The sequence below is a fragment of the Pseudoalteromonas rhizosphaerae genome (assembly GCF_028885455.1).
In the GTDB taxonomy this organism is placed as follows: domain Bacteria; phylum Pseudomonadota; class Gammaproteobacteria; order Enterobacterales; family Alteromonadaceae; genus Pseudoalteromonas; species Pseudoalteromonas rhizosphaerae.
On record NZ_CP118496.1, the window covers coordinates 2,944,077 to 2,966,439 of the forward strand.

Consider the following 22,363-nt stretch of genomic DNA (forward strand, 5'->3'; position numbering starts at 1 on the left):
TCTAAAAAAGTCATGGTTGATTCTATAAAATTAATCAAATGTGAACAAACGAAATGCTGTTAAATTTTACAAAAAAAATGTGTCATTTTTTGCGTATTCAATATACGTTATTTTTCTTCTCTACGGTGGCTTTATTAACATTTAATCCTGTGTTTGCTTCGCAAAATTTAGCACCTGTAGGGCTTTCGTCACTCAGTGGTTTTGATGTTGAATTTGCGCCGATTCAAAAAACAGAGTTTATTAACGGGCAAAGTTTAATTGGTGAAGTCAATTTCAAACCCGGGGTCAATTATACGGTGCTGTTTGCGTTTGATGTACAGCAGGTTCGTTACTTATACCCTAACGGCAGCATGGTAGAAAAGGGCGCCACTATCGCAAGCGTTGAGGGCAGTGATGTTCACCATTTTTTAGATGCCTATCAATCAGCAAAAGACATGCTCGCTATTGCTAAAAGCCATTACGACATAAACCAACAGCACTTAAAAAACAAAATAATAAGAAGTTCTGAATGGGTTGAAATCACAAAAAGCTATTTTGAAGCCAAGCTAAATTTTGAACATATGCAACATCAAATGGCATTTTTAAACATTGATGATAATGAAAACGTGACCTTAGTGAGTCCAAAAACGGGCATTTTAAAACTCACCAATGAGTCGGGAAACCGTGTGATGGGTGACACCGCGTTTGATATTATCGATGCAAGTAGTATTCGCGTTAAGATTAAAGTCCCTCTTAGTTTTACCAACACGTTAGCGCATTTTAAGCTGTCACAAAGTTGCAGCTTAAATATTGAGAGCTATGACAGTATTGCAGATAAATACCATCAAATTGTGTGGGCGTCGCCAAGCTCAAATGAGTGCCAGCTGACACTGGGGCAAACCATCAAAGTCACGCCGGTAAATAAATTAACAGGCTTTAAAATAGCAAAGTCAGCGGTGTTTGAATTTGAAGATGTTAATTACATTGCTTTAAAGTCTGGCGATAACCTTGAGTTACTGCCGATTGAGCTCAAAGGTACACAAGGCAAAGACTATGTATTTACTGCCAATAAAAACCTAGATGATCAGCAGGTACTAATAAGCTCGGTAAGTGCGCTACAAGGTATGTTGCTTCACTTAGGGAGAGAGTAAATGTTAAACCAGCTTATTAAGTTTTCACTTACTCAGCGTTTGTTTGTTAGTATTTTTGTTATTGTTGCTATGGCCATTGGCGCTAAATCTTGGTTAAGTATTCCGGTGGATGCTTTTCCAGAAATATCGCCCACTCAAGTTAAAATAGTGTACAAATTACCCGGCATGAACGCCCTTGAAATAGAATCGCAAGTAACACGGGTGATTGAAACCGAATTACTGGGTATTCCGTCACAGCAAATGCTGCGCTCTACCACTAAGTATTCTATTACCGATATTACCATTGACTTTGAAGAGGGCACCGACATTTATTGGGCCCGTCAGCAAGTTAATGAGCGTTTATTAAATATTTTACCCACCTTGCCCAGTAATATTAGTGGCGGCACGGCGCCAATGAGCACGCCTTTGAGCGAGGTGTTCATGTTTACCATAGAAAGTACTCACTTATCGCTGATTGAAAAAAGAGAGCTTTTAGATTGGCAAATTCGTCCATTATTGCGCACTGTAACCGGCGTTGCTGACGTAAATAGCCTTGGCGGCTTTTCAAAAACCTATGAAATACTTCCCAATACTTTATTGATGCAACAGCATCAAGTCAGCTTTGATGAAATGAAGTTAGCAATCACGCAAACGAATCAAAACGGTGGCATAGGGCGCTTAGAAAAAGGCAACGACACCTTAATTTTGCGCACTGAGGGCAAATACAACGATATAACCGCCATTGAAAATACCGTGATTAAGTCCACTCAAAATAAGGTTATTCGGTTAAGTGATATTGCCACGGTACACGTTGGCAGTTTAACCCGTTATGGCGCAGTCACTAAAAACAGTGAAGAGGCGGTACAAGGGCTTATAATTGCGCTTAAAAATAGTAATACAGCGCAAGTTGTTGCAGATGTAAAAGATAAACTTCGCACCATTGAAGCTTCATTACCGCAAGGCACAAAAATTAATGTGTTTTACGACCGCTCTAACTTAATAAATACCGCAATTAGCACCATTACCAGCGCATTAGGCCAAGCGATTATTTTAGTGATAGTGCTACTTGCCTTGTTTTTAGGTGATATTCGCTCTTCATTGGTGGTGTCTTTGTCTTTACCTATGTCGGCATTGCTGACATTTATAATGATGAAGCAGTTTGATTTATCGGCTAATTTAATGAGTTTAGGCGGCTTAGTGATTGCCATTGGTATGCTGGTGGACTCATCGGTAGTTATTGTTGAAAACATAGTTAATCGGTTGGCTAACAATCAGCACCTCCCTCGGCTGCATGTTATTTATCGCGCATGTAAAGAAGTCGCGGCGCCAGTGTTCTCAGGCACAATTATTATAATTATCGTGTTTTCACCGCTATTAATGCTTACAGGGTTAGAAGGCAAGTTATTTACCCCAGTGGCGTTAACTATCGTGTTTGCAATGCTAAGTGCGCTGTTGTTGTCGTTAACGGTTATTCCAATTTTAGCCTCATTGTTATTAAAAAATGAACCCGTAACCCAGCCTAAAATGGTCACGCTATTACAAGGTTTTTATACTAAAACACTTGCCCAAGCAATTAAAAAGCCGGTGGCTATTAGTGTTATATCAGTTGCTGTTTTAGTGCTCAGTGGGGTGTTATTTCAGGGGCTTGGTAAAAGCTTTATGCCCGTTTTAGATGAAGGCGACATTATTGTGCAACTGGAAAAATCGCCGAGTATTTCCTTGCAAGCCTCGCTGGATATCGATAAACAAATTGAAGCCACACTGCTAAAAAACACCCCAGAAATCGTACAAATTGTTGCCCGTACCGGCTCCGATGAACTCGGGCTTGATCCTATGGGGTTAAACGAAACCGATGTGTTTATGGAATTAGCGCCAAAAGATACGTGGCGTTTTGACTCCAAAGCGCTGCTAATCGAGGATATTCGACAAACACTTGCGCAATTTCCAGGGGTAAATATTGGCTTTACTCAGCCAATACAAATGCGGGTATCAGAAATGCTCACCGGTGGCACCGGTGATATTTCGATTAAAGTATTCGGTAATGACATTGCGACACTTGCCTCATTAGCTGAAAAAATCACTGCACTTGCCACTAATATTGACGGCGCAAGTGATGTGCAAATGGCGCTTATTGAAGGGGGTAAATACGTAAATATTAAACTTATTCCTGAGGTTGCCAGTCAGTTTGGTTTAACCACCGCAGGATTAAGCGATTATTTAAAGTCGCAATTAGAAGGCCTACAGGTATCGGCACTGCAAGAAGGAAACCGCGTGATCCCTATTGTGTTTAATGCACAAAAAGGCGAAAGCGCAGCACACTTTGAGTTATCGTCAATGAGCGCATTAAAACAAAAGTTAATTTTAATGCCCGACAACAGCCTACTGCCACTTGAAGAGGTTGCTAATATTAGCTTTAAAACGGGGCCATTGTTAATAGAGCGAGAAAAAGCAAAGCGCTTTGCTTCTGTAAGCGTTAATGTGGATAACCGCGATGTGGTTAGTTATGTGAATGAACTGGAAGTTAAAATTAATAGCAGCATAAAATTACCCAGTGGTTTTACCTTGTCGTTTGGTGGCGAATTTGAAAGCCAGCAACGTGCAACACAAAACTTGCTGGTGCTTATTCCGGTGGCATTAATACTGATTTTCATTATTTTATTTACCACGTTTAAATCGTTATCTAAATCAACGCTGATAATTGCTAATATTCCGTTTGCATTAATGGGGGGAGTGATTGCCCTATTTATTAGTAATGAATACCTGTCGGTGCCTGCATCGGTTGGTTTTGTTGCTTTACTTGGCGTAGCGGTACTCAATGGTATTGTGATGATCAGCTACTTTGAGCAAATGAAAATGTTTTCTGCCAATGTAACGCAGCGCATTTTAGATGGCGCAAGCAGACGCCTTCGTCCAGTGTTAATGACAGCCACAACCGCAATGTTTGGTTTACTGCCACTGGTATTTGCCACCGGCCCCGGCGCTGAGATTCAAAAGCCATTGGCGATTGTGGTTATTGGCGGGTTAATTACCTCAACAATTACAACACTTTATTTATTACCTATCTTTTATGGTTGGTTGGAGAAAAAACATGGCTGAACAGTTACTTTTTACCTTAAATGTACCCACAAACATAAAAGATGAAGTGGTTGATATATTAATTGGCATAGACTGCATTACCGGCTTTAACTTAAAAAACATTGAAGGCTACAGTAAAGAGCACAGTGAATTTGATATTGCCGAGCAAGTAGAAGGGCATCGCAGTTTTTATCAGTTTGAGGTGCATATATTACTAGCGCAGCTGCAAACAATTAAAACGGCATTAAGTCCTGTGTGTCAATACACCCCATTAAAATATTGGGTTACGCCTATTGTTGAAAGCGGGCACCTTAGATAGTGTAGTTAGAATTATAGGCTGCTGCTTCGAGCAGCCTCTTTTTATAACTAAATACAAAATAGTTAAAAAGAGGTCACAATATTGCTATAAGTTAATAAAGTCGAAGCCTGCTGCGATGCCCGTACCTACTTCACGTGAGAGCGTCACTTGCTGCATTGACCCTATAGTTGCGTAATAGCGTGTAACTATATGATTTTTTAATTTGGATTAGTTAAAGAGTAAATCGAAATACAAGGTTATTGAGTTGCTCTGCTATCGCTATATACACATCAAGTACTGACTCTATATTTTTTATATTTGCGGCTAAGGTCGTAATACCAGCTGCTTAGTGTTGGATCTCTGAAACCAATGAACCTATTGTTTTGATAATTTTGTTTATTTTAGTCTGCCCTAATTGTGCTTTTATCCGCAACCTCAGTATTATCACTTGTAGAGTTTGCACTATGCGCAACTTCTTCAATGGCTGCTGTAGGTTCATTAACCGCTGTAGCTATCTACTCAAGCTGATCTCTTTATTTGGGTGCAACTTGACTTCTTTAACAGAATCACTGCTAAAGTAAGTTGCCTATCTATGATATTGTTATTGAAGAGAATGTTAGGGAAGTTCCCTCAATATAAAACGGTTGCATAGTGTGGTGTCTGATGTGCATGTTTATTAGTGAAAATTGAACCTATAAGCTTGATTTATATGTGCAAGGTTTGCGGGGAGCGCATACTTTGTTTAGTAAAGTATTTATAAGATAGTTACCCAACAATCTATAAATATTAATTTTTATGGTTTCTATATGACAATTAAAAACGAGGATGTTATAAGATGAAATTAGTTACGACTATATGTTTTACTTTGACGATGTTATCAGGCTGTATCGTTGTACCAACTAAGGACATGTCAGCAGTCAATAAATGTGAAATATCTTCTGACCGTAAGACATTGAAAATAATTAATGGCTTTGAGGATACCAATACCTACTATTCAATTAGTGGGATATTATTAGTCCCTATTACAGGCGTTGTATCTGGCGCCTATGTAGCAATAAATAATATATATCATCTTGGCGAAGAAAAAATTGTTTGTGGAGCTGCTAAAGAGAGCACATAGCAGAGGCTATAATGCCAAAAGCTTGTTTAAGTGAGCCTGTAACAGGCTCTTCTTAACCGGTAATGTAAAACTTAAACCACTTGAATAATTTGATCTTGACTCAAACGTGATTTTGGAAGCTTAGCATTATAGTCGGTTTGTGTTTCGTGATAACCAATGACAAGTGCGACTTCACAAATATAACCATCTAACTCATCCGCAAAAAGTTCACTAATTAGCTCGCTATCTACGCCTTCCATTGGTGTTGAATCAATACCTAAGCGCGCAACAGCATGCATAGTATTACCAAGTGCAAGATAGGTTTGTGTTTTGGTCCATGCGGCATTATTGCCAGATGCGTCAGTATTTAAGTCAACAAATGCGTATGCGCCAAAGGCTTGCTCACGATTTTCTGCTGGCGTACGGCCATTGGCGATATCAGAGTCAATCACTTTTGCATAATCTTCTCTGGTGTATTTCGGGTTGTAAGCAAACAAAATAATGTGTGATGCAGTTTTAATATGCGGCTGATTAAATTGAAACTTGTTAGCGAAAGTATCATGCATACGTTGTTTTGCTTGCTCAGACTCAATAACAATGAATTTCCATGGCTGCGAATTAATTGATGACGGAGATAAACGCATAGCTTGATAGATCACAGCTAAATCTTCTGCCGATACACGTTTAGTTGCATCATATTTTTTTGCTGTGTAACGCGCTTCTAAGTCGGTAATAATCGGGTGTGTCATAATTGGTTCCTGTAGCGAATAGCTTTATTTAATCAAAGCCGTTGAATGAGGCAGATGATAGCGCTTGCATTACTTTTGATAAACAGCATAATTATTGAATCATTATCAAATATATTTAGATAATATGCAGATTGACGATTTAAAACTTATTTTGAAAGTTGCTGAATTTAAAAGTATTACCCTTGCAGCGGCAAAACTTGATATGCGTACAGCAACCGCCAGTGCTACTATCAAACGGGTAGAATCAACATTAGGTGTAGACCTATTTGTGCGCACAACGCGTCATCTAAGGCTTTCTGCCGCAGGGGAGCGCTATATCCCACAGTGTGAGCAAGCAATAGCGATACTTGAGCAAGCTCGGCAGAACCTAAAAGGCGAACATGATGAGATTGAAGGTGAGTTAAGGGTTGCATTATCTTCTGATCTTGGCCGTAATTTAGTTATCCCTTGGATTGATGAAATTATGGATAGTTACCCGAAGGTGAGCCTGCGCACACATATTAGTGATAGTAACGTGGATTTCTACCGAGATTCGGTGGATATAGCACTGCGTTATGGCTCGCCAACTGATGCCAATGTTTACGGATTTAAAATTTGTAATATTCCACGTTTGTTATGCGCCACACCTGACTATATAAAACGCTATGGTGCGCCTATGCACCCAGATGATTTAGCACAGCATCAAGGGTTATTTTATCAGCTGCAAAATATTATCAATAATGTTTGGGAGTTCACCAATGGGCAAAAAAATACAAAGTAAAAATGCAAGGCAAGCGCGCCTCTAATGATGGTGATTTAGTCAGGCGCTGGTGTGTTGCTGGCAAAGGGCTTGCCGTAAAATCGGCATTAGATATTGCTGATGATCTACTTAACGATAGGGTAGTTACAGTGATGAATAATTACCAGCATACTTGTGGTGAGCTGTGGTTAATTTGTCCAAGCCGTCAATCAATAACGCCTGCAGTGCGTTTATTACGTGATATATGCAGAGAAAAAGCACGTACGATGATAAGCCAACTAATTGATAAAGGTATACTTGAACCTAGTGTTCTTGATGACTAATTACTTGAAATTATAAACTACTAACTCGCTTATGTTCGTAGCATAAGCGAGTTTAATGTTGCAGATTTTAAATAATATAACGCGACTTTTTAGAATTATTGTAGTTTTATAATTGCTTGCTTTGCGCTTTCACTGTCGGGGTTTAATTCAAGGGCGCGCTGGTAACTTTTTAATGCAAGTACGGGTTTATTAGCAGTTAAATACGCTTCACCCAGACTATCGTGAGTATTAGCAGAATCGGGGTATTTAGCAGCATTTAGTTCAAATACTGCGATTGCGGCATCGAGTTTTTTCATTGCTATTAATTCATAACCAAAGTAATTTATGCTTCTTTCTCGCAGCGGAACTTTTTGCTCATCCAATTGATTATATTTGCTTTTAAGCTGTGCAATACCGCCATTTTGCAAGGCATGATAAAGTTGGCTATCCACATTTTCAGTTGCACCGTCATAGGGCTTACCATAAAAAATATTGGTTAATCCTTTAGTCATAGGTGTCATTGGTGCACCGCCAGTGTTATTTAAAATTATCACCAGTAGCTGATCTTCAATAATACGGCTAATAAATGCATTAAACCCTTCGATACCACCGCCATGTTGTACTTGTGTCAATGGTTTACCATATTTATCAGCATCTAGCTGATTAACTTCCCAGCCAAGTGCGTAATTACGCTGTTCAGATACGGTGTACATTTGTTTTTTTAGTTCTTTATTTATTAGCTTATTTGTGTACAGCGCTTGGTCCCACTTAACGAGATCGCGTGCGGTTGAGTATATTGACCCCGCAGCATAAGGGATCGACATATCTAGGTAATCAGCATTAGTGTAACCGTCTAAGTTATTGCTATAACCAGATGCACGTTGGTTGATTATTTTTGCATGCGAATCGTAACCGGTGTTATGCATATTGAGTGGTTTAAAAATATTTTCTTGCAGTACATCTTGGTAACGTTGTTGAGTGACTTTTTCAATCACGGCGCCCAAAATAAAGTAGCCTGAATTGCTATAGCGAAATTGCGTGCCAGGCTCAAACAATAAATCATCAGTACACAGTAATTTTATAAATTCATCTACACTGTAAGGGTTGCGACTGTATTCACTTCTGAAGGTCTTCGTTTGAGTATAATTACTAAGTCCTGATGTATGATTAAGTATCTGCCTAATGGTGATTTTATTACCTATATCTTGGCGATAGTCGGGTAGGTAAGTAGCAAGGGGAGCATCAAGCTGTATTTTATTCTGCTGCGCTAACTGTAAAATAAGCAACGCAGTGAATTGCTTGGTAATTGAGCCTATTCGAAATTTAGTCTCGGCAGTATTTTTGATGTCCCATTCAAAATTGGCGTAGCCATAACTTTTTTCAAAAATAACCTTACCTTGCTTGGCGACCAGTACGTTGCCATTGAATTGTTTGAAACCATGAAATTGTTCAATAAATGCATCCATTTCTTTCGCGTGTTCGCCTGCAATTGCAGTGTGTGAGAGCAGTAGTAGAGCTGTGATAAAAATAGTGTGATAAAACATATTCGGGTGAGTTTCATGAGCTTCCTTGGTTTTTTAGTTTGTTTTATGTACTACTTTTACCGTGGATAAAATACAAAGTAAATTATTATCGTGTTGATTTTATGTGAATAAATTATATTTCATTGTTATTATAAGCATAAAAAAGCCCGAACTGTATACAGCTCGGGCTAGTTGGTTGGGATATCAAATTTTATAAAGGTGAGCGGTTTATTATAGTATTCACTTTGCTATGAATTGATTCACCATCTACCAGCGCTTCTTTTCCACGCCATTTACGAATTAATCGTTTAGCATCTTCTAGTGCGACATATTGACATGGGATCAGGATCAGCGTGATCACCGTGGCAAATAACACACCAAAGGCCAGTGATACTGCCATTGGGATGACAATTTTAGCTTGTAAGCTGGTTTCCATAATGATTGGTAACACGCCAATAAAGGTAGTGATTGAGGTGAGCATAATCGCTCTAAAACGACGTGCACCAGCTTGCATTACTGCGTCTTTTATTGCTACGCCATCAGCACGTGCTTTATTAACAAAGTCCACCATTACTAATGAATCGTTCACAACAACACCGGCTACAGCAATGATCCCGAAAATTGATAAGCCACTCATTGTCATGCCTAAAATCATATGGCCAAACATGGCACCAATAACCCCAAATGGGATCACTGACATAATAATCAATGGTTGTGAGTATGAGCGTAGTGGGATTGCCAATAACGCGAAGATAATCATCATTGAAAGTGCAAAATCACGCACTTGCTCAGCAACGCTATCCATTTCTTCTTGAATACGTCCAGCAACACTACTTTGTACACCTGGGTAGTTTTTCAGTAGTGCCGGTAAGTACTCATCACGTATTTCTTCAGCAATGGCAAAAGGTTCAACTTGGTCGGTATCAACCGCAGCCCATACATTAACAGTACGCTTTGAGTTTTCGCGGCGAATACGGTTTACACCATCAACCAGTTTTACATCGGCAATTTCAGCCAAAGGTACTTCTGCGCCACTAGGTGTAATGATACGAGCACTGGCGATATCGCTGATCGAGTTACGAGCTTCTTCAGGATAGCGTATCATTACTTTCACTTCTTCGCCGTCACGTAGAATACGCTGTGCTTCAAGGCCGTAGTAACTAAAGCTGACTTGTGAGGCAACATCGGCAAGGGTTAAACCCATGCTGTACGCCAGTGGTTTTAAGTCAAGCTGTACTTCATCTGTAGCGCTTTGCATTGAGTCATTTACATCACCCACACCTTCCATGGTGTTGAGTTTTTCTTTAAGTTTTGCTGCTACTTCTTTTAGTTGTTTGGCACCCTTTCCTTCTAGGCGGAAGCTCACATCACCGTCGTCTCGACCACCATTCATAATACTGTCTTGAATGGTTAGTGTTTTCACGCCCGGTAAAGGAGGCATTTGTTCACGCCATAGTGCGCTCAATGCAAAGGTATCGATAGGGCGTAACTCAGGATCAATTAATACTGCCATGATACTGGCATTGGTACGTCCGCGTAAGCTAACTGAAAGATCGCGTACCATAGCTGTGCCATATTGCTCTTTAAGTTGTTTATCAACATTGATAATAACTTGCTCTATTTTTTGCGCAGTTTCTAGGGTTGCTTGTTCAGACGATGCTAAGTTCATTTCAACTGAAATACGTGGAAAGTCATGAGGAATTTTAGGGTTCGCTACGAACTTCACTAAACCACCGGCAAACATCCCAGCACTGACAATTAATACACAAATAAAACCAATAATTACGGTATAACGATAATGAATACAATGGCCAATAAATGGCGTGTAATAGTTATCAACAAACCGTTTTAAACCGCCATCCATCACTTTACGGAGGCGATGTAATGGGTTTTTCGGATTTGGTTCTCGGTGTTTCATTGCTGCTATGTGGGCTGGTAAAATAAGTTTTGATTCAATCAGAGAGAAAATCAAACACAGAATAATAACCCCGCCAATGGCTTTTGAAAACGCAGCACCAGGGCCACTTGCTAAAGTTTGCGGTAAAAAAGCGGCGATGGTAGTTAAGACACCGAAGGTGGCAGGCATTGCGACGCGTTTAACACCACGTACTACGTTATCAAGAGAGTGGCCATGCTTTTCAATTTCAGCACTGGCTGATTCACCTACGACGATGGCGTCATCAACCACAATACCTAGCACTAATATAAAGGCAAATAGTGATGCTAAGTTGATGGTGACATCTAAAAAGCCCATCGGCATCATTAAAAATGCGCCAAGGAATGACACAGGTAAACCCATCATCACCCAAAATGCTAAGCGTAGGGGTAAAAATAGCGCAAGTACTACCATAACCAATAGACCACCCCACACCATGTTGTCGATCATCATGTCTAATCGACCCTCTAGGTAGTAGGTTAAATCGACAATCGGCGTGAGTTTAACACCCGCTGGAAGTTGACCTGCTTTATCATTAAGGTACTGCTTAAGAACTTTTGCAACTTTGGTAATATCTTGATCTTTTGAGGCATTTACTTCAAACGACAAGGAATTTTTACCATTGTATTTAGAGTATTGTAAGCCTTCTGCAAAGCCATCGTTAATGGTTGCTACATCGCCTAAATACACTTGTGCACCATCAGGTAGTAATATCAATGGCAGTTTGGCAAATTCATCACCTCGGTAAGCTTGTTTTTCAACCCGCATCGAAATATAGCCGTTTTCAGAGCGAATCTGACCTGCAGACATATTGGCTGAAAAAGCACGCACTGCATTCGCAATGTCTCTAAAAGTTAAACCATACTCACGAAGTTTATCAGGGCTAACTTCAATACCAATTTCATAATCAAGGCCACCATTAAATTCAACTAAGTTAATTTGTGGCAGTGCTTGCAGTTCGTCTTTGATATTGTTGCCAAGTTCTTTGAGCTGATAATTGCTCATGTCACCGTATAAGGCGAGGATCATTACTTCTTGCTCAAACTTATCATGGCGCACAATAGGACGCTCCATGTCTGCAGGGAAGGTGTTGATTGCATCAACCTGCATTTTTACTTCATCGAGCACTTCTTTAGTATCATATTTTTCTTCAATTTCGATCCACGCTTGAGAATAACCGCGGTTTGAATAAGTAATCTTCCGTTTAATACCCTCTAGGCCTTCGAGAGCTTCTTCTACCTTGATGGTGATGCCTTCTTCTACTTCTTGTGGGGCAGCACCTGGGTAGACAGCTTGGACGCTGATCCAGTTATTTTCAAATTGTGGGAACATTTGTTTGCGAATAGAAAACGCGGTTAAAATACCACCCACTAAAATAAAAATCATTAATAGGTTTGCTGCAACAGGGTTGCGAGCAAACCAGGCAATTAAGCCTTTTTCGCTATGGATGGTCATGCTCTATTCCTCTTTCAGTGCAAGTTGAGTTGCAGCTGCAGGCTTATCAGAGTCATTTAGCTTTACTTGCATGCCTTCGGTTGGGAAATCTAAAGCCGAGGTGATCAATTGCTCACCATCATTTAAGCCTTGTGAAGCGATGACCATGCCATTTTGCTCTCTAATAATATTAAGAGGTTTGAACGAAAGAGTTAAATCATCATTCATTACCACTATTTTACCGTTTTTCACTAAGTGATGAGGAACGATAATCGCATTATCAAGCTCGCGGCCAGAAATGGTCGCATTGATATAAGAGCCAAAGCGCAGCGGTTGCTCACTGGCATAAGGTGTATTTACTTGCGCCACTAAATAGCTCATACGACTTTTTTGATCAATAACACCTTCGCTGCGGACAATTTTTGCCTGCCAAGTAGTTGGCTTACCAGCATAGTCTGCACTGAGTGTTACATTCGCGCCGATACCGCTATCGATTAGGTATTGTAATTCTTTATCTGCCACAGGAAGGCGAATTTCAGCCACTAAGGTTGAACTGAGAGCGCCAAATTGGCTTCCAGGATTAACTACGCTGCCTAAACTAATTGCACGTTCAGAAATAATCGCATCATAAGGCGCTTTTATGTATGTGCGCTCTAAATTACGTTTTGCGCGTTTTTCAGATGCCTGTGCTGCACGGTAACGCGCTAGTTTTTCGGCTAATTGTGGTTTGCGTAAATATAATTGAGATGGGATCATTTGATTTGAATCGTCTTTTATTCGATCCCACTCTGCCTGTGCTACATGAGCTTGCGCTCGCTCAATTTCTAGATCAGAGCTGGCTTGCGCCATGCCTGCTTGGGCTTCAATTAACGCAGCTTCATAATCATTTGGATCTATTCGTGCTAGAATATCGCCTTGTTTGACAAATCCACCTTGCACAAATTGCTCAGAGACAAATACCACTTGACCGCTTACTTGCGCAACCAGTGGGGTGTGATCTTTTGCTTTTACTACACCATACGATTTTACGTCTAGCGTAATTGCATCAAGGTGAACTGCGCTAACTGATACCAGAGGGCGTGTATCTTGTGCTGGCTTTTCTTCTGGCGGTTGTTTCATTGCTGAAAACGCAACCGCAAGACCTACACCGGCGACTAATACGGCAATAGGTAGAATTATTTGTTTTTTAGTAGCCACAGGGCTTTCCTCATAATTAGGTGACACAGCAATTATAATGAATAAAGTGTTTACAAGGCGTATTAAGATGTAACAAGTCATTACACAGTTAACAAATTAGCGAAATAGATTACAAAAGGGGCAAAGATGAATACATCACCAATGGCGTGTCGACTCGGGTGTGGGGCTTGTTGTATCGCACCAAGTATTAGCTCACCGATTCCGGGGATGCCTAATGGCAAAAAAGCAGGAGAGCGCTGCATTCAGTTAGATAACAACAATTTATGTAAGTTATTTGGTGATGAAAGGCGGCCAAAAGTATGCAGTGATTTTAGTGCGACGATTGATGTGTGTGGAACAACGAATGCGCAAGCGCTGCAATTAATTACCGAGCTTGAACAAATGACATAAAAAAACCGCATCTTAAAAATGCGGTTTTTATACATATTTTTTATTTACCAGCTATAAGTTGCAGTTAGTGTGTATTGCTCACCGCGCCCAGGTGTGCCTGGAATTTCCTCAAACGATTCATCCCAAAGGTTATCTGCTGCTAAAGTAATAAAGAAGTTTTGCAGTATCGGTGGCGTTACTTTTAACGTCAGCTGAGTAAACAAGGCTTCATCATCAGAGCGTCGCAGCGCATTTTTATGCTGTTTACGCCATTCATTATCAATCCGAAACTCTAATATATCCGTCGGGCTCCATACAGCACCAAGAGTTAAACGGTGATCAGGGAAGTTTAAGGCATAAAAGCTTGCATCGACGTCTGGCGAGCCATAGGTTTCTGATTTATGGAGGTAGGTGTAACTGGCTATAATTTCAGTATTTTCAAATTGCTTAGTGGCTAAAAATTCAAGGCCAGCGGTATCAATATCAACCGGTTCTGCAAAACGCGCTGAGGTTGAATCAAAGCTAAATGTCCAGTCAGTTAAGTTATTATCTTGGCGGTAAAAAATAGCCGAATTAAGCTGCCAACTTTGTTGTTCTAGTAATAAACCCAGTTCTAAGTTTTTGGTGGTTTCACGCTCAAGGCTATAATTACTTCTAAACAATCCACCAGTGTCATTGCCACCAATAGCAGTATAACCTGCAACTTGACTGGCCTCAGCGTAGGATAAATAAAATGTCCGCTCAGTGGCGTTACTATTAATTGTATTGAATGTGATATCACCTATCAGCGACAATTGTGAGTCATCGCGGTTGGTATCATCGAAGGCTGCGCCTAAACGCACTGTTAGCTGCTGATTGTTCTCAAGAGCCATAGTGTATTCTGGCAATACACTGATTTTATAATAGTTACGCGAAGTAAAGTTATTCTCAAGCGTGGTTGATTCAATGGAATCTTCAATAAATTGTGCTGAGTAGTTTAGTGAGAACACATCGTTTTGAGCATGTCGCCCAGAGATGGCGAATGATTTAACTTCTGTTTCGTGAAAAGCTTGAAACGCGCTTGGGTTTTCACGAGAGTAAATATAATGGTCGTTATTTTTTCGATAATAAGCTGATACTTCAAACTCACTGTTTGTTGCATAACTTTGTTTATGGTTAAGCATTAACAGTTGCGTTTCTAAGTCTTCTGTTTCATTCACGCCAAATGGGGTATAGAGGTTCGGCCAGCCAAAAAATTTCTCTTGTGAGCCAAAAAATAAATCAGTTTGTGAATCTGCACTCGTTAATTGCACACGAGCTGTAGCGCGATTAAAATCATGATCGCCAAAATCAATTGAGCCATCGCTTTGTGAATGAGAATATTCCCCTTCAAAACCTAGGCGCCAATCGGCGATTGTATCTAAAGGGATACTTTTACCAGCATGAACACTCTGTAAATTAAAGTCGTTAGTGCCGACACCTACAGATACACTGCCACCAGTGGTAATTGGCTTCCAACCAAACGACACAGTACCTACTGAGCTATTTACACCGTAAAGTGCATTATCAGCACCGGTCAATACACTTGCGCCAGTGAGCATTTGTGGTGCAATAGGAATTTCTGCAAAATAATGGCCTGATTGCGGATCGAGTAAAGTAGCACTGCCGACTCTAAAACCGGTGTTTTCAAAGATACCGCCACGAATAGTAACATCAGCTTGTGCTTCTGCCATGTTACGCGATTGCAAATCAACACGAGGGTCATACTCTAAATTTGATATAGGTGAGTCAAAGGTACCTACTGGTAACGTATTTGCTGTAGGGGATGCCTCGATTGTTATTTGCTCAATGGTTGTCGATTCTTCAGAGTCATCTGCCGCATAAGCAACACTTGATATGCTGGCAAGTACTGCGGGTATAATAAGGTGCGAGGTACGGTTCATGTTGTTTTTCTCATATTCTTTATGTGCGATTGCGATAAAAATTAAAGTCTTAACACTTTTTTATAGCGTGATAAAATAGCAAAATTAAACAGTCACGATTTTTGGCGCTATTGTACATTAATTCGAAAAAACTGCATTTGATAATCATTCTTAAAATGAAAGCATTACACTGTCTTTGCTTGTTAAATATATTAGGTCCCTCTATGAATGAAAAACAACCAGCTAACTTTTATGCTCGCCAGCAAACTATTTATTTTGCGGGAGGGTGTTTGTGGGGCGTGCAAGAGTTTATGAAGCACTTACCCGGAGTAGTTATTACAGAAGCAGGGCGGGCTAATGGTACAAGTGATAATACACAAAGTGAGTACGATGGTTATGCAGAGTGTGTCAAAGTCATTTTTGATACTGATGCTGTCACGCCTAATAAACTAATTGATTATTTCTTTGAAATTATTGACCCATACAGTATTAATAAGCAAGGTGATGATGTGGGTGAAAAATACCGCACGGCTATTTATAGTGAAGAGCAAAGTCACTTAACGTTAGCAAGCGATTATATCAGCCAACGAGATGATGCCGACAAAATAGCTGTGCAGGTTAAACCGCTAACAAATTACGTCCCCAGTGATGCTGAACACCAAGACCGACTAACTAATCATCCAGATGATTACTGCCATATACCGCTAGATTTACTGCATAAATATAAGGCGGATTAGCATTTACTAATTTAATAAACCTGCATAGTTTAACTTTCATAAAAAATGCTATGTATAATTAATTATAAGAAGGACTTATGAATCTAGTAGAAATGTTGAAAGATCATTCTAGTGTAGTTGGCCAAGGCCAAGCAAGAAAAAAAGTTTATGAGCTAGAAGCAAGATTAAATATTGATTTACCAAAAGATTTTTTTGATTACCTGGTAAACTTAAATTATGCAGAAATATTTGATGAGCCTATTTATGGGATTAACCCTGAGATAAAACGTTTAGATATTTACGAACAAAATAAGCACACTGAACATTTTAGATATGGGTTTCTTATGGTCTTTTCAAACGATATAGATGGTACTATTTATATTAGACCCGATACAAGCAATGTATACAATGCTAGCTTTACTAGTCCTATAGCCAATTCGTTCACAGAATTTGTGGCGAATGTGCTAGAAGAGGCATAAGACTTACAAAAAAGCTCACTAAATAGTGAGCTTTTTTGAATGCTAATTTAAAGTGTTATTTTAGTTTTTCTGGTGGAAAACCACTTAAAATTGTTGCAACGGCTTCTTGTACTGCTTTGTTACGCTCTTCAGGTGTTTGTTTCTTCTGAAGGCGACCTTCACGAGCACCACGCCAAACAAGCTGGTTAGAGGCACGGTCAACAACATCAATCACTAAAGTGCCCACATCATATTCATGGGTTGTTGTTTGCGTGTTATAACCCATGCCCCAGTAGTTCCAACGTGCACCGTAACCTACATTAAATGTATCAACGTCAACTTTAGTATCAACAGAGGCATGATAGTTAATTAATACATCTGCTGATGCTTCATCCGCAGGTGTCATACCGTTTGCTTGTAATTGTGCATTTACCGCTTCACGCACACGTTTTTCCATCAATGGACTGATTTGATAGTTACCAGCGTCAGCCAAGGTCGCTTGTGGAAACCAAGCAAATGTTTTGTAGTTACCAAAGTCCACAGATTTGTCGTAGTCAATATCAGGCGTTTTTGCACACGCTGCTAGTAGTAATACAGCAGCTGCAATTAGTATATTTTTCATGGAGTTTGCTCCTTGGCAAATTTAATTACTATTCGTTTGATAACATAACATAGAATTAATTCAAGGAAATGTTATTTTTTACCTGTAATTTGTGTACAAAGTAGATGTTGATCAGTCTAGTCGTCCTTGACTGAATGATGCATTAATTTACACAAACGTGGCTATTGTCTTATTCATGCTCTACTTCTATCCAATCCTTTTCATCTACCCAGTTCTGGGCGCCGTCTTTAACGGAGCGAATTGGCACAATATAATCACAGCTAATTTGTGGTTTCACCGATGCAAATATTGGCACAAAGCCAAAACTCAGGGCGGTTTCTATAATTGCTTTTTGATTTTGCGGATCGATATCGGCCGCTTCATCAATATAAATCGGGATGCGGTATAAGTTTTGCTCTTGGTCGCTTAATAAGTAGCGGATAAACAACATGCCGCATAATAATTTTATGGTGATACGCGTACCGTTTGAGCCAGCCGAATCAATTTTTTCAAAATGCTCGGTTTCGCCTGCACGGTTTACTACTTCAAAGCGAATATCAAATAAGTCAGTAAGGGTTAAACCGGCTTTATCAGAGGCAAGTTTAATTAAGTGATCTTTTGCTTCGTTGACAGCACTTTCACTGTAGGGTTCTTGGCTGAGTAAATCCAGCGTATCACCTTGTTCAAACTGATTTGAGGTACTGATGATGGTATCAATACTATCAACCAACATTTTGCGTGGTATCACGTTAATTTTAAATGCTTGTAAGTTTGAAATACGATGCTGACTAATGCCTTTATTGAAGCTGTTCATTTCACGGCGCAGTCTGTCTAAATCTTCACGCAGTCCCTTAATCGTCGCGGCTACTTCTGTGAGTGCAACCCGGGCTTGGCGTTCAACCGCATCACGTTCGTTATCAATATTATGGAACGCGCCAATCAATTTCTGGTATTTACTAAACTCGTCATTTTCGTTATCAAATTTGGTAATACCGGCATTGTAAATATGCAAATAGGTATTACGAACGTTGATATCAAAATTACGCAGCTCTTGGCAATCTTTATTAAAGTGATGAACTAAGTCACTGAGATTATCAAAATCAATTTGCACATCAATCATATACGGGGTGACTTTACCGCTATATAAATCCAGCGTGTGGTCAATTCGTTCAGATTTCACTTGGCGTAGGCGCTCGGCTTGGCGTGAAATTAAATCTTTTTTCGATTTAATAATCGAGCGTCGATCACTAATTGAACCGCTGTTATTTTGAATATCTTGTAAGTAGCTATCAACTTGCTCGCGTTCAGCCAATAATTGCTCTTTTAAGAGTGTTTGTGCATCAATAGATTGCAGCATAACCTGGAATTGTTCAAAGCGTTTAAGTGCGCTTTCTGCTGCCATGAGTTCATCGTATAAGGCATCTTTTTCTTTTTGTTTGTCGGCCACATTGGCGGCCACATCACGCTGTTGCTTAAATTCATTGAGTGACTGTTCAAGGGCGCTGAGTTGCGCAGTAAGTTGCTCTTTATTTTCACCGCTTTGCATCTGCACCGGGGAGAGTTTTTTCAGCTTGATGGTCGCGCCTGGCAGGGTGAGCACGCCGCCTTTCACGTTATCTGATAATTGCTCTAAAAATGCACCAAAGGCATCTTCGTCAGTGATATCTATATCACCATTACTGGTGGTGGCAAATGACAGAATGTCAGGGTTTAGAATACGCGAGATCTCTTCAACTTCTTTAAGTGATAAATCCTCGCGCATACGGGTAAATAAATTAAACTCAAGATTTTTAAGCTGCAGCTTTAAGCTTTTGATCTGCTTTTGTGTTTCACTAATACGGTAATCAAGAGTATGCAGGCTTTGCCCTTGCGCACTGTTGATAGAATGCGATAGTGACTCGTAATCTTGCTTTAATTGACCAAGGCTTACTTTTAAGGTTGCCATGTTAACCAATTCAAATTCAGATTTTAGAGCACCAAAGTCTAAAAACCATTGCTCTATTTGTGTTTGCCTGCGTTCAATATCGCGCGATTGTTGTACATAAAGTTGTTGTTTTTGTTCAAACTCGTGCTTTTCGTGTTCAATGTCTTCAAGGGCAACATTAAGCTCGCTCAATTGCGCCTCTTGGTAGCTATCAAAATCGATTAATGCTTGGTCAATTTTGGGGGCGTATGCGGCTAATTTACCTTTGAGTACGGTTTGGTTTTCAAGCATAGATTCAAGGGCGCTGATAGGCTCTTGCATCGACTCGAGTGCTTTTAGCTCACGTTTTGCGCGGTTTACTTTATCAAAGGAGCGACGCCATACTTCATAAAAATCGACCTTTGAGTTTGACATGTGGCGTTCAAATACGCGTAACATAAAGCGCTTTACGTCGGCAGCGCCTAATTTATGCAGGTTCAAAATACGGCGGAAAATTTCTTTATAAATTGCCGAATCTTGCACGTTGTTAAGCGGGATCATCTTTAAGTTAATGTCGCCATCAAATGGCGTGGCACCACCCGTTAATAGTGCGTTGAGCTCTTGCGCTTTAAGCTCGATAGGGTTAAAGCCTTGCTCTTTTAAATGATTAAACAGCTTAGTGAACTTAATAATGGTTTTACCTTGAGTATACTGCTCAAGATCAAGCTTGCCTTGGTAACAAAAAAACTGATGTGCGTAACCGGCAATTTTACCAAGCCCAGCTACACCAATCACCACCGGGCCATGGGGTAGGTCGGCTTCGAGTAAAATATAGGATTGATCTGACGAAAAATAAAATTTACGGGTTTCGTCTAAATCATGACCGTCCCATTCTGTTAGGCGTAAATCATTAATAAGCGGAAATTGCAGAGCATTGATCACCGAGCTTTTACCGGTATTATTTGGTGCACAAATTGAGCTGCTTTTATCAAGCGGGATCACACATTTGGCATAACCGGCGGTGTTTAATAATGCCAGCTTACTGAGGCCGTATAGGTTTTTCATTATTCGTCCTCTCCAATATAGGTTTCTTCGTTTACTTCCATTAAGGCATCAATATAACGGTAGATAGGTGCTTGCAGCATAAAGCCGCCTTCTACTTCACGGGCAAGGCCAAGTCGTATCATGCGTAAGTACACGTCTTTACGTAGGTCTGATCCTGAAAAAATTTCGAGTTGATCAAATAAGTGCTTGTTCATTTGCACTAAAGTTTGCATCAGTTCTAAATCATTCACTTCATCAAATAAGGCACGCATTGGGTCTTTACCTGAGTTTGCATAGTGCTCAATTAAGATATAAATGGTTAAGGCAATCGCGCGGGAAATTTTCCCCATATTGGGTGTACTTTCATCACTGGCAAAGTAATAAAAACCACGGCTGTCATGTTGTAAATCGTGGCCAAGGGCGCTGAATAATGCGCGGTAATGATCAATTTGTTGATCAAGCTCTTGCCACATTACGGTGTCTTGTTCGCTAATGTGATAGCCGGTGACTAATTTTTTATTAATTGCTTGTAGATGACTAAGTTCATCTAAATTTATCTGTGTCATAACGGTTACTCATCCACTGTTGGTGTTTGCTGAGGGTCAACAGGCTTAGAATTAAAAGGGAAAAGAGAAAAATGTTGCCCGGCAATTTTTACGCGCATTTTTTCATCACTTTGATTGATTTCAATATCGGTGTCACTTACCAGCTTTTGATATAAAAACAGCATTTCGTCGGCTTCAAGGTCTGGGTAGCTTTGCTCTAAAAAGGTCAATAATGGTTGTGGCTTTTTACGTTTAGCATTGAAGCGTTTTTTAAAGTTTGCTTTAACATTATTGTAATCTGGAATATTTGGCGTAACAAAAGCAGGCACATCTTGTTGATCAGGAAGTTCGTATTCACTGTGTTCAAACTCAACAAGTGCAGCCATATAAGCGACCATATGGCGCTGTTGCCCCAATGAGAATCGCTGCGTGTCAGAGACAAAATGTGGTTGTACGGCGCTGAGCATATTATCAACGCCATTTTTACGTACTAAACCAAGTACTTTAGCTGCTTGACGAGTGATCATATTATTACGGCGCAACTCTTCACGCAGTGGCATTAGCATATCGGCACTTTTACGCAGGCTTTCGCGACCAACTAAATGCATTTCTAAAATTCGGGTACGTAATCGTTCAAGCATGCGTTTATCTTGATAAGCTTTACCGCTGCGTTCAATATATTCAATTTGCGTACTGATTTGTGTTTCGATGGTATTAAAACAAGCATGAAAATCGCCACGAATATCAACCATTTCAAGCATTGGTTCAATGTATTCATCAAATGCTTCAATCACCGCTTGATAACGCTTTTGTAATGATTGCACCGCATTATTAGCTTTTGCTTGTTCTACAATATTTAAAATGGCATTTTCGTTGTGGGCAAATAGTTTCATTATTTTACGCACCCGATCATCCATAATGCGGCTAAAACGGCGCATCTCGTCGTAGTCTTCAATACTACCGGCATTGTCTAAACGGTTACCCAAACGAGCTAAATCTTCAACCAGCACGCTAATTTCTTGCGCCAAGCCTAAATGTTCCTCCTGCAATAAAAAAGTGGCAAAATCTGCAATTGCACGGTTAATTTCAAGTTGTGACGATTTAGCCAAGGGAATAATAATATCTTGGTTTAAAAGGCGGTTGGTTTCTTTGTAAATGCGCTCATTTGACCACGTAGGTTGTTTTTGTTTGATCGCATTTTGCACGTCTTTTAGGCTGAAATCAGCCATTTTAAAACGTTTAAATAGCAGCTCTAACATTCCCCAGTGCTCTGTTAGGGTATTTAGCAACTTTTTAGCTGGGATCATAAAACTCCAAAAATCCTAATTTATCTTGTAAAGCCGGCTTGTTAGGCCTCAGCGATTA

Annotated in this window: 16 protein-coding genes and 1 pseudogene; 8 read left to right on the forward strand and 9 right to left on the reverse strand. The window is 40.0% G+C overall.

All coding sequences use genetic code 11. The features are described from left to right. Nucleotides 1–89: 89 nt before the first annotated feature. The 4 genes from PVK79_RS12655 to PVK79_RS12670 all read left to right on the forward strand — a co-directional run bounded on the left by PVK79_RS12655 (nt 90) and on the right by PVK79_RS12670 (nt 5,602). Nucleotides 90–1,130 (forward strand): hypothetical protein, encoded by a 1,041-nt coding sequence (locus PVK79_RS12655; RefSeq protein ID WP_257325753.1) that lies wholly within the window; start codon nt 90–92, stop codon nt 1,128–1,130. Next, the gene (locus tag PVK79_RS12660; RefSeq protein WP_257325754.1) at nt 1,131–4,205 is read left to right on the forward strand and encodes an efflux RND transporter permease subunit; all 3,075 of its coding nucleotides are present in this window, start codon (nt 1,131–1,133) and stop codon (nt 4,203–4,205) included. Continuing rightward, the gene (locus PVK79_RS12665; protein ID WP_145242247.1) at nt 4,198–4,503 is read left to right on the forward strand and encodes a DUF3240 family protein; all 306 of its coding nucleotides are present in this window, start codon (nt 4,198–4,200) and stop codon (nt 4,501–4,503) included. Before PVK79_RS12660 ends, PVK79_RS12665 begins: the two co-directional genes overlap by 8 nt. 814 nt (nt 4,504–5,317) lie before the next feature. Next, nucleotides 5,318–5,602 carry a hypothetical protein gene (locus PVK79_RS12670; protein ID WP_145242251.1) on the forward strand — a complete coding sequence of 95 codons (285 nt, stop codon included), beginning with the start codon at nt 5,318–5,320 and terminating at the stop codon, nt 5,600–5,602. A 71-nt stretch (nt 5,603–5,673) separates the two neighbouring features. Here PVK79_RS12670 and PVK79_RS12675 read toward each other — a convergent pair whose 3' ends face one another. Further along, nucleotides 5,674–6,330, reverse strand: coding sequence for a nitroreductase family protein (locus PVK79_RS12675; protein ID WP_257325758.1), 657 nt, complete (start codon nt 6,328–6,330; stop codon nt 5,674–5,676). A 124-nt stretch (nt 6,331–6,454) separates the two neighbouring features. On the opposite strand from PVK79_RS12675, the pseudogene PVK79_RS12680 reads away from it, so the two are divergent. Then, nucleotides 6,455–7,392 (forward strand): annotated as a pseudogene (locus PVK79_RS12680) (LysR family transcriptional regulator). 95 nt (nt 7,393–7,487) lie between these two features. On the opposite strand, the gene PVK79_RS12685 reads toward PVK79_RS12680, so the two are convergent. From PVK79_RS12685 to PVK79_RS12695, 3 genes are all read right to left on the reverse strand, one after another. Further along, nucleotides 7,488–8,915 (reverse strand): serine hydrolase domain-containing protein, encoded by a 1,428-nt coding sequence (locus PVK79_RS12685; protein ID WP_257325759.1) that lies wholly within the window; start codon nt 8,913–8,915, stop codon nt 7,488–7,490. Between the two features lie 190 nt (nt 8,916–9,105). Beyond that, entirely contained in the window at nt 9,106–12,285 is a 3,180-nt protein-coding gene (locus PVK79_RS12690) for an efflux RND transporter permease subunit (RefSeq protein ID WP_257325760.1), read from the reverse strand. 3 nt (nt 12,286–12,288) lie between these two features. Continuing rightward, the gene (locus tag PVK79_RS12695) at nt 12,289–13,461 is read right to left on the reverse strand and encodes an efflux RND transporter periplasmic adaptor subunit (protein WP_145242259.1); all 1,173 of its coding nucleotides are present in this window, start codon (nt 13,459–13,461) and stop codon (nt 12,289–12,291) included. 126 nt (nt 13,462–13,587) lie between these two features. Between PVK79_RS12695 and PVK79_RS12700 the strand changes: the two genes are divergently transcribed. Next, the gene (locus tag PVK79_RS12700) at nt 13,588–13,851 is read left to right on the forward strand and encodes a YkgJ family cysteine cluster protein (RefSeq protein WP_145242261.1); all 264 of its coding nucleotides are present in this window, start codon (nt 13,588–13,590) and stop codon (nt 13,849–13,851) included. A gap of 44 nt (nt 13,852–13,895) precedes the next feature. Here the strand turns inward: PVK79_RS12700 and PVK79_RS12705 are convergent, their stop codons facing one another. Next, the gene (locus PVK79_RS12705; RefSeq protein ID WP_257325761.1) at nt 13,896–15,752 is read right to left on the reverse strand and encodes a TonB-dependent receptor domain-containing protein; all 1,857 of its coding nucleotides are present in this window, start codon (nt 15,750–15,752) and stop codon (nt 13,896–13,898) included. A gap of 203 nt (nt 15,753–15,955) precedes the next feature. Here PVK79_RS12705 and PVK79_RS12710 point away from each other — a divergent pair, with 203 nt between their 5' ends. Continuing rightward, a complete protein-coding gene (locus PVK79_RS12710; protein WP_182785017.1) occupies nt 15,956–16,468 on the forward strand; it encodes a peptide-methionine (S)-S-oxide reductase in 513 nt (170 codons plus the stop codon). 77 nt (nt 16,469–16,545) lie between these two features. After that, a complete protein-coding gene (locus PVK79_RS12715; protein WP_257325763.1) occupies nt 16,546–16,926 on the forward strand; it encodes an SMI1/KNR4 family protein in 381 nt (126 codons plus the stop codon). A gap of 55 nt (nt 16,927–16,981) precedes the next feature. Here the strand turns inward: PVK79_RS12715 and PVK79_RS12720 are convergent, their stop codons facing one another. From PVK79_RS12720 to PVK79_RS12735, 4 genes are all read right to left on the reverse strand, one after another. Further along, a complete protein-coding gene (locus PVK79_RS12720; protein WP_145242267.1) occupies nt 16,982–17,527 on the reverse strand; it encodes a DUF4136 domain-containing protein in 546 nt (181 codons plus the stop codon). Between the two features lie 169 nt (nt 17,528–17,696). Then, on the reverse strand, nt 17,697–20,474 hold the full coding sequence (locus tag PVK79_RS12725) for a coiled-coil domain-containing protein (RefSeq protein WP_182760613.1): 2,778 nt from the start codon (nt 20,472–20,474) through the stop codon (nt 17,697–17,699). Then, nucleotides 20,474–21,019, reverse strand: coding sequence for a condensin complex protein MksE (locus PVK79_RS12730; protein WP_149982697.1), 546 nt, complete (start codon nt 21,017–21,019; stop codon nt 20,474–20,476). The genes PVK79_RS12725 and PVK79_RS12730 overlap by 1 nt, the downstream gene beginning before the upstream one ends. A gap of 5 nt (nt 21,020–21,024) precedes the next feature. Beyond that, on the reverse strand, nt 21,025–22,305 hold the full coding sequence (locus PVK79_RS12735) for a hypothetical protein (RefSeq protein ID WP_182734337.1): 1,281 nt from the start codon (nt 22,303–22,305) through the stop codon (nt 21,025–21,027). Nucleotides 22,306–22,363 lie beyond the last annotated feature (58 nt).